Raw genomic sequence first — 13,489 nt, forward strand, 5'->3', positions numbered from 1 at the left:
GCGGTTACATAAGCGAAGATATAAGCATAATACAGAAGATAATAGAACTTAATAATAAGACTAGAAGAGTTAGGAATCGAATAGTAGTTTTGTAAATTGATTTTTGAGGAAGATGTTTTGTATTTTAAGATGAAGAGGTTATTTTAAATGAAACTCCCTTGGTTGAAGTGGATTTCCATTCAGGTCGGATTTATATTAAGATTTTGAAAAGGTAGTGTTTTTACAACATTCACTCAACTTTATTGGTTTTAATGTATCTATTGCTTATGGAGTTTTATATCGTTTATCTGGTGGGACCGATATTCTATAGGTACTTTATCACCCCATGGAACAAAATCTATTCTATGTGTACCCACCAGACTATGTCCTTTTTTCTGTAATGTGAGTGTAAATATCTCTCGGTCGTGCTTCATGTACATAGGCATAAGGGTACCCAAGGCTGTAATAGTTAGTGTCTTTCCACTCACTGAGACGTTTTTTATTATTAATAATGGGATACCTGAAACTTTATAATTACCACCTGGTCTGGTGACGGTAAAACGAAGTGGAAAGATTGTCGTCATACCCATAGCTTTAATTTCATCAAGAGACATAGAGCTATTGTTGCGAATTTTTTCTATTCCTACCCATGTTCCCACAAAGGGATCTTTTTCTATGGTCTCTTCCTCGATATCCTTTTTTATGGTCTTCTTTTCAGCAATGATCCTGAAAGAGGTGGTGCTGGTTTTACCAACAGATGTACTTTGTTTGAATTTTGCAGCATCCTCCTTGCCTAATTTGATCGTTGGTGTGCTAGTGACCTCACGCTTGCCGGCTTCGGCATCTTTGGGAACGGTATATACACGTTTGATTTCATGGTCATAATCGAGTTCACCACCTTTGATAACTTTAGATTTTAGGGATTTCTGGCCAACCTTGCATGTTATGGTGAGCGTACCCTTCTTTATGCTACCAAGGATGAGCTTGCCTATGATGGTGACTTCCTCGCCAGGGCTGACCTCTATGGGGTCAACAGAAAGTGCTATGGAAGGTGGAGTTGGCTTGGGCAATACCGTTATGGTTACGATCTTGGATAGGCTTTCGATACTGTTTTCCCCGGTAATGGTGAGTTCTGCTTCGTAACTGCCTTTCTTTTTATAGGTGTGTGAGGTAGTCTTTCCATAACCCGGATCGGTCCCGTCACCAAAATTCCATTTGTATTTTTTGATTTTTCCCTCGGAGGCATTAGCATCAAATTTTACAGAAAGAGGGACTATACCTTTTTGTGGTTTGGCTTTGAACTGACTCTTTAGGTAGCTGACTTTCAGTTTCTGTTTTTGCACTTCTTTGGCAACAGCAGTCTTAATGAATGCATAGAGGTTCTTTTTATTTCTAAGGAACGCACGGTCTTTTTTCAATTTCTCTTTTACCTGACGTTTGATGCTTTCTTTGAGTGCTTTTGCATCGAATTTGTGTTTCGCTCCCTGTATGTTTAATTCCCGATCTACTTTCTGTTCAACTATGTCTGATTTGATCGTGTTAATATTTATCTGTCCTGTCAGAGCGGCGATAACTACCCTTGCATTTGTACTTTTCAGGAGTTCTTTTGTCAAACTTGTGATGCCAATTTTCCTAGATCCACTTAATTGTTCTTTGGCCACACTTTTGGGCCCAATGGTGCTGATAAGCTTGATGAATTTTTTTCTACTGAGTTGTTTTGCCTGTTTTTTTAATTGGTTTGCGAGCTCGTACTGTTTCCCAGCCATCATTTCGGTTGCTAGAAACCTAGCATTGAATTCTTTAACTCCAGCTTTCACAGATCCATCTTTCACAGATCTAAATTCCCCAGCAACCAGGCGCTTTGACAGGGTAAGTAAGTTTGATAACAGGCCATATGCACTTTCTTCAAGGTTTTTTGCCTCTTGTCGATAGAACTTCTTCAAGTCGTTGCGGCACCGATCAAGTTCCTTGAGTTTCTTTTTTTGGTCCTTTATTTTCTTGTTGATTTCTTTGCCCCTCCTATGTATCCTCTTGAGCCTGTCACTGAAAAGGAACTTTTTTATGTACAAGTCAGCACCCAATACAGCGACAAACGGAGGAATCCCTGCCTCTTTCATTCTATACTCGAGTTTACCCTGGATTTCAGCTACAAATTTGATCGTATGACCTGCCGCCTTTCCAGCATGTTTGAACGCATGACCCACTTTTCGAATAGCTTTCTTGGGATCCAGACCCTTCAGGCCCCTACCTGCATCAGCAGGCTGTGGAGAAACCACGGCAGAAATTAATAACGCGGTAAGTAACAGGGTCAGGAATCTTTTCGCCATCATTTTGAATCCTCGGTGCCAAAGGTTTCAAAATAGAGTAGGTAACCATCCTGCAGGTAGAACAGAACGTTCTCTCCCTGATAAATCTCTACACCATCTTTTTTGGCACCTTCAATGATCATCTCTTCGACACGCTGGAAATGAGAAGAGCCTATGATTTTGCTGACTTGTGATAAATTCATTTCAAAGTTGATTAACTCCGGCCGTAAACCGGAATATTTTATTGCCTCGCTCTTGCTGCCTTCGACGAGGGGGATGCTTCGATTAGATAATAGGTCACCTGCGATAAAAGTAATTTCCTGCGAATATTCAGGATAGCTCCAGGTTTCATATCTGGCCAGATATTTTTCACCCTCGCCCAGTGGCAGATAAGTGATTCTGAACAGGTTTGGTGCTCCTAACAGCTCGATCACTTCCTGTTGATCCGGAGATAATTTCTCTGCACTATGGATATCTTGGCTTGTACTGCCTTCAGCTGCAGTGGGTGAAGGGTATTCATATATGAGCCAAACATCCGTAAGAAACTTTTTGCTGCCATAGTCTAGAGGCGTGATGGTCAGTGCAAACCTGGATCCATCTGGAATATACTGACCCAACTCTATCTCTTTAGGGCCAAAATTATGCTTGTTCCCACCAAGGTGATTAACTTTTTTGCCTCGATATTCTGTGGGTTCAACAGACCCTACAACAAACTGTTTTACTTCCCGGTTTTTAAGAAAAATTTCGATAAACAGAAAGTTATCGATACCCCAGCCTTTTTTTCCATCTTGAGTGCCGGCCAAATATATTTTCATTCCGGGTTTCTTCTCTTGGTAACTGATATTCTTTGAGTAACTCATTTTGTATGGTACGGACCACCATTGGTTTGTATTGATCTTTAAGCCCGCAAAGGGGTTGACCTTTACCGAATCTTTTAACGTAATCTTGTCAAACAGTTTTATATTTTGAAGTTTTTCTCCGGTCGTGTTATTGAGTCCCGTTGAAGTAGATTTTGGATTGGTTGCAGTACTTTGACTAATGGATATTAAAAATAGGAAAAAGAGTTTAATTAAAAGTAGAAATGGTTTTATTCTTTGCCGCATCATTTTTTCCTCCTTCTGAGGATTGACAAATCTGGCTTACTTAGAAATTTGATAAACTTATTATGCTTAATTATACGCTTTTAAAACAGAAATTTCCTTATTTTTAACGTAATTAGAAAAGAACTGATTATTCCCAATAGCTACGACTTGTATATGAAAATTAGTCGAGACAAGATAGTTATTAAGTAAGAATACTCATTTTATTACTGTTGTTCTCTTGCGACTGTACAGAGTATGAAAGCTTGATGATATGCTCTCTCAACATAAATTAAAGTGTTTAGAATTCCTTATGGACGTAGACGCCTAGTCTTATATATATACTTTTTAACTTTTTCAAAGGGAACTAAAATAATTTTTCCTGTTGTCTGTTATTTTGCTATACTATGTAAGCAGCACAAGAAAAGGAAGCAATGGTAAAAGATGTGTAAAAGTAGCCTTGTATCATTCTGATACTTTTCTTAAGAGACTACCTTTACAGTAAGGATTTTTAAGTCATGAAAACTATTAAATTAATAATATTTTTTTTAATCCTGGTAAGCATAGCAGCCTACTCCAAAAATCAAACAGACAAGATTAACAGTGAGCAGGTACCGGGTCATGCCAGTTCTGCAGCACATCAGATCGGCTTATCTAGCTTTGTAGTCAAGATAACTGATGAATTGCTACTCGATCATGGAATCAAAATGGTAAAAAAAGAGTACCGTTCCAAAGGGGATGAGTGGATTGACCATACAGATGCTGTTTTTACACAAAACGGCAAAGTCGTTGATGCTTTTTCAAGTCAAAGAATCTCTAAGGTTTATCAGGGAGATCTGGATAATGATGGTATCCAGGAATTGATACTGGAGGGCTTTAGTGGTGGTGCACATTGTTGTTTTGATATTGCCATCATACCGCTACTGCCTCGGATGAACAAAATAGACTCTGTTAATCTTAATAATGCATCTTTATCTATAAAAGATTTGGATGGAGATGGCATAAGTGAACTCATTACGTATGATGATCTCTACTCTTACTTCGAATCGCTTTGCTATGCATGCTCTCCCGGAGTGAATATAGCGGTGAATTACAAAAAAGGCAAACTCACTTTAAACCCACAACTGACAAAAAAATTAGATCGCCATCTTCAGATGAAGCTGCAACTCACTCAGGTACATATGGATATAGATCGTATGCTTCGGTTTAAAGATGAAGGTCGTGCTTCAGATAGTATCAGTCATTTTTTACACTATCTCTATACAGGACAGTATAGCAGAGGTGTATCTGTACTTGACCGCTACTTTGTCGATGGAACACCAGCAGCAAAAGCAGTGCTACATAAGCGTTTGATGGATATTGCAAGGGAGAGTAGGTTTTGGGAAGAGATCAAAGCTGCAAACCGTTTTACTCCGCAACAACTTGCAAAGATACGAACGGGAAAAAGCATCAAAGAGTTAGAAGCTGACTCATTTGGAAAAAACATCCCTCCGCAGCATACAGAGAGGTTAGAAAAAGTAATAAAAAGTGGTGGTATTGTTATCAAGATAGACTATCCTAAACGCGTGGATGCTGGAGAGGAATTTATTGTCAAGGCAGAGATGCTAAATGGTGTTAAAAATGTCAGAATGGGCGGATTGACATTCTCTTTTCCTCAGTTTAAATCAATGAAGTTCTCCACTGTTTCGAAAACGTTTGATAACCTTAAATCATATAGGCATCCAAAGAAAATGTACAATCGTATTTTGAAAAAAAATATAGGGATCAACTATTTTGCCATAGAGGGGTGGGAGTCAAACTGGAAATCAAAAAGTACAAGATATATGAAGCTCAAATTCAAAGCACCATATGGGATGAATACGATAGATATCAGTGTGCGTGGTGTTATTGTGCTTGGAAAAGGCAGACACAAGCGAGAGATAATCAATCCGAAAAATAGGCGTGTACATGATCAGCAGGGGTATCCTGTAGAACAGATACATATAAAAGTGAATGAATAAAAGAAAGGAAAAATTATGATTAGGTGGATTTATATTATTTATATAAGTGTCGCATCAAGCTTTTGTTTTGGTGATTTAATTGTTGTTAGAGAAGTGGTCATTGCTCCCAAGGGTGTCAATGCAGCAGCCAACATCGGCTCAGTAAACAGCTCAGTGAATGTACGCATGGATTTGGCAAAGGTAGATATTCATGTAGCTAAGCCGGGTGGTGGTGCACTTGCTCCCCTTCCTTTGAATGTCAGAGCAACATTTGAGCTTGTGAATGAATCCTCTGACGAATTGAAACTAACAGTTGGTTTTCCAGTCAGCAATTCTGAATATTCATCTTTCGAACTTTCCCATTTTAGCGTTGTTACTGATGGTGCTGTCCGGGAGGTTTTCCGAAGGACAGGTAGCTATCCTAGATTGATGGGTCACGAATATGTATCAGGAGAAAAAGGCCCCGAAAAAGCTACTCCTCCGGCAGAGATAGGTAGTGATAATTTGTTCGGAGTACAATCAATAGGTAAGGATACATTTCAAAATCTGATGGTCTGGGAAGAGACTTTTGCTCCTTCTCAGAGAAAAAAGATAAAGGTGGATTATGAGATAGAGATTCCATTTCAGGAAAACAAAGTAGTTCGAGAACAGGTAGAAAGTAGCAGTAAGGGAATAATGCATGGAGCAGCGAATAATGTTCCAATTCAATTTCTGCAAAAAGTTGGTACAGGCTCTTATTACTTTTTTGATTATTATCTTACCAGCGGTGCATCATGGGCCGGTTCTATCGGCTTTGAAGAGATAACGCTGCATTTTGATCACTGGTGGCGGGATTTAGAGTTTTATTCAACGATCAAACAAGGTGAGATATGCTGGTCAAACCGAACACTCTATCCAAGCCTTCCTATTGTCGCTACCTATCAACTGCGAGACAAGGAGCCGACGGAAAACATTTATTTTGCGATTCGTCCCGGTAAAAACAATACACCCATTTCATTACCGGCAGATCATAAGAGCAAAACACCAAACAAATTATACTTGGAGAAGAACTAATGTGGCGTATAACAATCATAGCCAATGCTATCATGATGGGATTATTTTGGCTTGCAAGCCTGTTATCAATTTTAATAGTTAACAACAGATTTGTGCAGTATTTTGAAAGTGAAGTGCCAGTGGCACTCCCATTACCTACAGAATTAGCTTTGTCTGTTCAATTATGGATCGGAATACTCCCTTTGACGTGGATTATCCTATCTTATGTGATTTGGCAAAAGGTTAAGGATAAACAGCCTGAATTACGTTCAGAATATCTTTTGGCTTTCACTATGATCACAATGATCGTAGGTTTATCCATGCTCACTCTTTTTGCTTTGGCGGGGACTTTGCCATTTCTTTATATAGGAACACCAATCAAATGATCAGGCAGTTGAATAGATCTACACAAAACTTTTGTTATTTAAAATAAAAAAAGGAGAAACATTATGTTAAAAACAGGAACATCAGTAATAAAACTACTCAGAAGTCTTATGCTTATTTTGAGCCTTTTCTTTTATGCACATATTATGTTTGGGGCAAGTGCAAAGGCATGTGGCACGATTGACATGTTTGTTGATAAATATTTTGAAAGAGGTCGGTGGTCTAACATGACACAGGAGAGAGCATCGAGGCAGACACGAGAAATATCATTGAGACAGACACAGAAAAGTGCACTGAGCCAGTTAGATGATTGTGCTATCAGGTCAAGCTATCATGGTAGGGAAAGTGACTTGAAGCTTTTGGAGTTATTTTACGATTTTTATTATAAGAGAGGAGGAAGGGATGGTAGGTTTTCCTACTATTATCACATATATGATGTCAATAAAATAGTCGAAAAATACAATTGCCTTTATGGTGCACGGGATGATGAACGATACAGATATATATCCAAATATCTATCATGTTCGGCCAGTGCGCACGAAAAATATGCAAACTGGTATATGGTAAATGTCCCAAGCGGTGCAAGAATCAGAGATAAGCCTACTCTCAAAGGGAAGAAAATAGCTACTGTTCCACAATATACCATGGTAGATGTTCTTGAAGAGAAGGGTGATTGGATGAAGGTAAAGGTAGTACAGTATCAGCTCCTTTATGAACGGCCGATGTATAGTGGATATATGTATAGATCACTGCTTGTGAAGTATTAAGGAGGCAGTATACTTTGAGATTTTATTGTAAAGTTATTGCTGAATACCGACAGATTTATATAAAATTTTTCAAAAGCAAAGAAAGAGGTCTAATTATGGGGTGACTACTATAATTTTCTTGTTGTCCGTTATTTTGCTATACTATGACAAAGGCGAAAGAAAAAAGGAACAGTGGTAAAAGATGCATAGAAGTAGTCTATCACTATTGTATTAAAAATGATAATCTGATGGTGCAAAGAAAGATAGAAAGGAGGTACTTTAGGAGGGATTTATTTGCCAAATGGATAGTTGTGTGGAGTGTTGTTGCCTTGGTTTCTCCAGTGTTTATCAGTGCCAAGACCAGCCTGAAGCCAATAGATATTGCAGGGAATTACATTCTTTAGGGGGAAGGAGATATGTTTGGTAAAACTGTAGGGCACATGAGGATCAGCGAGCAACATGGCAATCGATTTATAATCGGCATCGCCAAGTCAACAGGTAATCAATAAGTAGTATTTTGGGATTGATATCAAGAAAATCTAAGAAAGGCAGATATAATCATGATAATTTCAAATCATTCAGTTGCAGAACGCAACCAAATTGTTAACGAATACCGTCAGTTAATCTCTGATTTGGGTCACATTGGAAAAAAAATTCGTCAAATGAAGTCAGATACGGATTTACGTCGGGAAAAACTGGAAAATGATGAAATTGTTATTCTGCGAAAAATCGATAAGATCATTGACGCATATTGGAATTGGATACCGGAAATCTCATTAAGCCAGTGTCCATTCTGCAATAAAGAATTATGTTATCCCTTTGATCCTGTTGATCTAAAAGGATTCTGGTGGATGGACAGAACACAAAGACCATTTAAAAAACCTCAATTCTGTGAACATTTCAATCTTATTTTAGGGGCGGTGAACCTGAATGGTTTACCCCCGGAGGGAGGTCCTTTTGAAAGTCGGCCAGGACCTGATGTGCCTTATATTATTCCCAGAATTCTTGAAATGCCCACAATGGTTGCAGTAATCTCATCGATTGAAATGGACTGTGGTTATACAGCTTATCCGATCGCTTATTATTCTGAAATACCCCCGGTTGCAGGATCACTAACTCAATCATGGGCAAGGAAAGAATATTATTTCACTCTGGATAATGGAAAATCGGGATGGGATATAGTTTCTGATTCTTATGATTTTGATCTTCTTCCATGGTTAAAAGCCGATAAGATCAGTTTATTTCAGAACGGCAGGATCATTACGAAAAAGAATGATCTTGAGAACCATCCTTTTATGCACGTGAAAGGAGCAAGAAGATCACAAAGTATTATAAATGATGAACTCAGTTTCAGTTATGATAGCTCTTAAGAATATGAAATAGAGTAAAAGATATCATATTGTAAAAGCACATTGATATTATGATATACTCAAGATGGAGAGTATGATAATTTAATATCATAGTGTAGGTTATTTGTATATTGAAACGTAAACTGTATTAAGGACAATCGTCATGAGTACAATTAATAACAAACCGGTTTTTAATAATAATTTCAATTTATTTTTTAAAATATCAATTCTATTTATCATCACCTTTTTCTTTTCTTATTTTTTTTCTGTTGCCAAAGCTGATACCGGCAATACAGGTAATATCACCAGAGAGTCTCTTAAAGTCAGTTTTAAACCAGAAACCAAAAGAATAAACGTTGGTGCAGAAGAATCAGTTGCTCTGCACATAGAAAATGGAGAAAGAACCGAAGGTTTCATTGTTACACTGGGTTCCAATGACCCAAAAATTATTTTACCTGTTACTACAAGCCTAACGGCTTCGGGTATGAGTCTCAACAATATTAAAATCAAAGCCATCAAAGAAGGCATTGCAACAATCACTGCCACTGTTATAAGAGGACCACCTCCAGCCAAGCCATTTGATAGTACGGAAGCACTCCCAAGTACCGGAAGGACACCAACTTTACTACCTAGGGATGAACGTGAATCTCTTGAAGATGAAAACGGCTTCCAAAAAGATCACGCAAATAAAATGCACACATTTGCACAGGATAAGGGTGTCTTTTTGATTGTCCGTGATGGAAATCCGGATAGTGTTGACCACTTTTCCAATCCGAGTTACATGCCGAAACCAATGTCATGTAAGGCAAAGACGGCACAAGTTGGTAGACATAAGGGGCTTGTGGTTGACCCGACCAACAAAGAGCAAGTAGCAGAATGGGATAAGGCTATTGATGAGGCTAAAAACGAGGCTGAAGCAGACAGGCTCAGGGAGAAACGTAAAAAGGCTGTTGATACGTGGAACCAATATGGCGAGGGAATGATAAAAAAAGGGTACCGAGTCAATAAGGATACAGGCGTAATAGAATATGTTCAAACCCTTCCAGGAGGTAAAGAAAAAGTTTGGGAAGGGATCCATGGTGATTATGACCTTCATGGTGTATACCGCAGGACTGGTGATGGGACTATGGAGCGTATCTCCTATGGTAGTGGGATAGAGACCATCAATGGTCAGGCCTTTCGCGGGCAGCTTAATCATTGGCTGACAGGAGAAGAGCCTAAAGACTTCATCCAGCATGGAGGTCAGGATGACTGGCTACCGGATCCAAACATAGTTCCTGTAAAACCGTCTGACCCACCGGTCGTTGTATTCTTCCCGGATGGACGTCTACCTGAACGTCTTAAAACCGCTGAAGAGATGAGGTATTTCTACGAAGACGAAATGGGTGTTCTATGGCCGTATCAGACAAAAGACAAGGACAAGCGGGATGCTGATGACTCTACCTCATGGGAAGTAAAAGTTAAATTGTCCATTAAAGTAGTAAATCTGGTAAAAGATTTGGAAGTATTATTTTCTGAAAATAGTGTTGAGCTTCTTCCCAGACCCCCAGATATTGACACTCCGAAATTACCTAAAAGATACGATAAAGACGACTATGCAGATTTATATATGGATACAGCATATAAAATAGCTTCTAAAGCATTAAAGTTATCTGAAAAGGAGTTGCCGGTTGAAGGGTACGCCCTTCTACCATCTTCAGATGTTTTTAAAACCATAAACAAGGATAGAAATTTTACAGATGAATTGAGCCAAAAGATTGGAGAAATAGGTTTTAAAATATCTACAAGAGAAATATGGACTGCAAGAGATGTGGAACAAGATATTGATGAGATGGAGAAGATTAGAAAGGAAATCGTATCAAAAATAGTTAAAGAATACAAAAGAAAAGAAAAAGAGATCATCAACAAAGCATTTAGTAAATTTGTTTCAAAAGTAGTAGCTGAATATCCAGAGATGCAAGAACGGCTCATCAGCGTACAGGCATTTTATGATCTTTACAAAAAGAAAGAAGAGGATTTCAATCAATTACGTACTAACATTACAACAGAAGTAGAACCTTTTCTCAAGGTTTTAATCCAAGCCAAAACATTTGTGGATGGTGCTGTTTTATTTTACAAGGAAGGCCCCTTAGGATTTTTTAAGATCCTGATCTTTAAAGCGGTACAGGGTAAGTGTTATTTCATGTTTGATTATGTAGATGATACCCTCGTTATGGCTGGAGCAAATACGGCTGGACCGGTCGGAGCATTTGCAGGATATGCCCTTGGCAAAACTATGGCTTATGGAGTGTGTAATATAATGATAACTGCAGTCTTTGATTATTTGACTAGTGAAGGAGAAGACTCTACTGACCTTGAATGGGTAAAAATATTCTATACAGGTGAGATAGTAGATAAAGAGCTTTCTTATGATGTTAACTTCTTCTCTCGCTTCGGATGGAGTCGTGAGGAGATTCTAGACAAAACCAAAAACCCTGAACTTCTCAATAAGGCACTTGACAAACATCTGACCAATCTTTGGAAAAACCATCCGGAGTTAAGAGAGTTTCTTGATGTTAAAGGTGAGGTTAATGGCATTGGATGGGATAATAACAAGGGAAAAAATATCTGGAAAGATATATTTAAAACAGCAAATAAAGACATGGCAACTGAGATCAGAAAAAAACTTGAAAATATGAAAGTATCCAGAGGCACTATGGATATAGAAAAGTACTTTATAAACGATGCTGAAATAGAATCAGTCGATAGTTGGTTGTTAGGGAATAATAATGGATCTATGCTTTCTAAGGTTCTTGTGGAGCTTCCAAAAATGGCAAACGAAGAAACTATTCCCAAAGAATTTTCTATTGGTGAAGCTATAAATGTAAATATGAGGTTTTTTGTACTTGGTTACGCGGGGCATAACGAAACAGTAAGCATACAATGGGTTGTTCGCCGGCGTGGATGGCTTTATGGTCAAACCATTGAGAAAAAAGATGAAGATATAGTCATTAAATTTCCCAAAGAGAAGATCAAGGAAGTTGAAGAACATATAAAGCTTGAAGAGCCTGAGTTTAGTTTTACTATTGACGAGGATCGTTTTAGTCCAGGGTATTCCTATTCCTTGGAGGTTACATTAAAGCACTCAACAAATACTTTGAGATGGTTTGAGTTTCCTTTTACAATAAAGCTTAAGCCTACCGAAGATGAAAATGAAACTGCTACAGATAAAAAGGATGATAATGATACAGGTGAAACACCAATTTCACCCGAAGGAAATAACACTAAAGAAGAAGAATGTAAAGCTGCAAAAGAGAAGGTAAAAGGAATAGAATCCGATTTAAATACAACCAAGAATGATGTCCATAAAATTGATGCGAAGATTGAAGAAATAAAGAAAAAAATTGAGTTAATAAAAAAGAAAATTGAAGCGAAAAATCATAAAGATGAAGCCTACAGAGCCTCTCTTGAGGTGGTAGAAGCAAAACAGGAAATGGAGGCTCTAGCTCTCCGTATTTGCGAGAAGGCCGAAAAAATTATTAATACTACTTCAGGAACTTCAGAGGAGATAGACGCGCTAATAAAAGAACTTGAAGATGATTACCGTAAGGTTAGGGAGCTTAAAAATAAGGCGAGAAAAGCATTCAAGAAAGCTGAGAAAGAGGCTGAAGAAGCTGAGAAAATATTTGAGGAATACAAGTCTCTCGTTGAGAAAATAGAAGAGTTGGAAAAACAATTTGAACAATCTAATGCCGCCCTTGAATCTATAGGGCAAGGCTTTGAAAAAATAAGGGAATCTATTGGTCAAGAGCTAACTCCATCCAGTCAGAACGTCCCCTCTAAAGGAAACGAAACTGAAGATTGCATGGAAAATGTTAATAAAATAATAGATTCAAAGGAGAAAGAACTTGTCGGTATTCAGGATGATTTGAAAAAAATTATGAGTGAATCATCGACATTTGAAGCCACAAGGGAGCAGCTTAAAAAAATGGAAAATGCCGCAAAAGATGCAAGAGCATCAGCAGATACTGCTGAAGTTTATTATGGAGGTCTTGAAAAACTTGCTTCTGACGCAGGGACTTGCGTTGCGGCTGTAGGGAAACTCCCTATGAAAGTATATTTTATAATCTCCATAGAGGGCAAAGGTCCCCTGCAGAAATATGGGGCAGTCTATGTCCAAGACGGTATGAATGAGGAAATACTTGTTCTTGAAAGGGCTGAGGATTTAAAAGCAGCACTGAAGGCAAAAGAACAAGCCCTGCTTGCGGGAGATCTCTGTGACAAGCTTCAACCGTCTCCCTATCCGCCCAAATATCCTGCCATATGGAATAATGGTCCCATAGTTACCAGAGTGGATGGTCCATTTGTCGATATGAGTGAGTTTAGTGATAGAAAATTAAAGGATACATGGAAAACTGTTGACACGGATGGCCCTTCTCTTGAGGGACTGAGAAAGTCCTGTAAGGAAAACAGATGATCACTTTAAGACATAAAATACACAACACAAATCATTTGGAAGTGAGTATGACAACATTGAATAGCTATCTGTTTTGGGAATTATGGAGATGAGTATGCGTAATCTGACCTTAAATAAACTGTTGACGTTCTGCTTTTCGGCCATGATCGCTTTGTTACTGTTGGGATTCACGGCTCATG

General features: G+C 38.3%; 8 protein-coding genes. 6 read left to right on the forward strand and 2 right to left on the reverse strand.

What is annotated here, in order from left to right; translation table 11 throughout:
- Nucleotides 1-257: 257 nt before the first annotated feature.
- Nucleotides 258-2,309 carry a PKD domain-containing protein gene (locus tag ACLHDG_RS05100; RefSeq protein ID WP_415407911.1) on the reverse strand — a complete coding sequence of 684 codons (2,052 nt, stop codon included), beginning with the start codon at nucleotides 2,307-2,309 and terminating at the stop codon, nucleotides 258-260.
- Nucleotides 2,306-3,391: a hypothetical protein gene (locus ACLHDG_RS05105; RefSeq protein WP_415407909.1), complete on the reverse strand. Its 1,086-nt coding sequence runs from the start codon at nucleotides 3,389-3,391 to the stop codon at nucleotides 2,306-2,308. The genes ACLHDG_RS05100 and ACLHDG_RS05105 overlap by 4 nt, the downstream gene beginning before the upstream one ends.
- A gap of 491 nt (nucleotides 3,392-3,882) precedes the next feature.
- Here ACLHDG_RS05105 and ACLHDG_RS05110 point away from each other — a divergent pair, with 491 nt between their 5' ends.
- The 6 genes from ACLHDG_RS05110 (at nucleotide 3,883) to ACLHDG_RS05135 (ending at nucleotide 13,310) form a co-directional block, all read left to right on the forward strand.
- The gene (locus ACLHDG_RS05110) at nucleotides 3,883-5,364 is read left to right on the forward strand and encodes a hypothetical protein (protein WP_415407912.1); all 1,482 of its coding nucleotides are present in this window, start codon (nucleotides 3,883-3,885) and stop codon (nucleotides 5,362-5,364) included.
- 15 nt (nucleotides 5,365-5,379) lie between these two features.
- Nucleotides 5,380-6,396 carry a hypothetical protein gene (locus ACLHDG_RS05115; protein ID WP_415407913.1) on the forward strand — a complete coding sequence of 339 codons (1,017 nt, stop codon included), beginning with the start codon at nucleotides 5,380-5,382 and terminating at the stop codon, nucleotides 6,394-6,396.
- Nucleotides 6,396-6,761 (forward strand): hypothetical protein, encoded by a 366-nt coding sequence (locus tag ACLHDG_RS05120; RefSeq protein ID WP_415407914.1) that lies wholly within the window; start codon nucleotides 6,396-6,398, stop codon nucleotides 6,759-6,761. The genes ACLHDG_RS05115 and ACLHDG_RS05120 overlap by 1 nt, the downstream gene beginning before the upstream one ends.
- 63 nt (nucleotides 6,762-6,824) lie before the next feature.
- The gene (locus tag ACLHDG_RS05125) at nucleotides 6,825-7,526 is read left to right on the forward strand and encodes a hypothetical protein (RefSeq protein WP_415407915.1); all 702 of its coding nucleotides are present in this window, start codon (nucleotides 6,825-6,827) and stop codon (nucleotides 7,524-7,526) included.
- Nucleotides 7,527-8,065: 539 nt separating this feature from the next.
- Nucleotides 8,066-8,875, forward strand: coding sequence for a hypothetical protein (locus tag ACLHDG_RS05130; RefSeq protein ID WP_415407916.1), 810 nt, complete (start codon nucleotides 8,066-8,068; stop codon nucleotides 8,873-8,875).
- A gap of 142 nt (nucleotides 8,876-9,017) precedes the next feature.
- The gene (locus ACLHDG_RS05135) at nucleotides 9,018-13,310 is read left to right on the forward strand and encodes a hypothetical protein (RefSeq protein ID WP_415407917.1); all 4,293 of its coding nucleotides are present in this window, start codon (nucleotides 9,018-9,020) and stop codon (nucleotides 13,308-13,310) included.
- Nucleotides 13,311-13,489 lie beyond the last annotated feature (179 nt).

The organism is Sulfurovum iocasae (assembly GCF_047716765.1).
GTDB lineage: Bacteria > Campylobacterota > Campylobacteria > Campylobacterales > Sulfurovaceae > Sulfurovum.